The 822-nt window shown below is 66.9% G+C and carries 1 protein-coding gene; it reads right to left on the reverse strand.

Features of this window, described 5'->3' with window-relative positions:
* On the reverse strand, positions 1 to 822 hold an 822-nt coding region (locus ACFV4R_RS18890), incomplete at both ends, for a transposase (RefSeq protein ID WP_377227124.1).

Here is an 822-nt window from a genome sequence, read left to right on the forward strand (position 1 = left end):
GTCCACGCCGCGGCCGCGGCGGCCCTTGACCTGCTGGGAGAGGTTCTGCCGTGTCTCGGTCATGGCCTGGTTGGCCAGCGAGACCAGGTGGAAATGATCGACGGCCACGGCGGTGCGTGGCAGCCACATCCGCAGCGCTTTCCGGAATGCCGCCGACGGGTCGATGGCGACGACCTGGACCCCCAGGCGCCAGGCCAAGGGACGGGCGAAGAGCCAGTCTCCGACGCCTTTGTGGTCCCTGCCGTCAACGACGCCCAGGACCTGCCCGGTGTCCAGATCCACGATGGTTGTCATCCATGGTTCATGCCGGATCCACGAGCTGGATCCCGGATCGCGGAAGAACCGCACGGACCGGAAGCGGTGCTCATCAATGCCCAGCATCCGCGGACTCAGTTCATCAACCTCGGGCAGGGTGAGAAGACAAGCTTCAGTAACCGCAGCGCGGACGGTCCACCACGAGACCCCGAACGCCGCGGCGGTCTCGGACACTGCCCGGCCGGAGCGGATCACCGCGGCAACGACATGATCGCGAAGCCGGCCGGTGGACCGGGCACGGCGTGGGACCTGGACCGTGGATTCGAAGAATGAGAGCCGTGGGCAGGCCCGTTCCTCGCAAAGCCAGCGGTACTTGGACCAGAGAACCTCCACGGCGCCGGCGACCGGAATGTCCCGGATCCGCTGGAAGCGCCGTTCCTTCCGCCGCGTCGCGACAACACCGCAGCTCGGACAACCCGGTGGCTGATCAGTTTCGACGACGATCTGGCGGCGCCCATCGGCCAGCACACTGGCGGAGATGACGCGGTAGTCGGGCAGGTTGAAGAT

The organism is Pseudarthrobacter sp. NPDC059871 (assembly GCF_042731175.1).
In the GTDB taxonomy this organism is placed as follows: domain Bacteria; phylum Actinomycetota; class Actinomycetes; order Actinomycetales; family Micrococcaceae; genus Arthrobacter.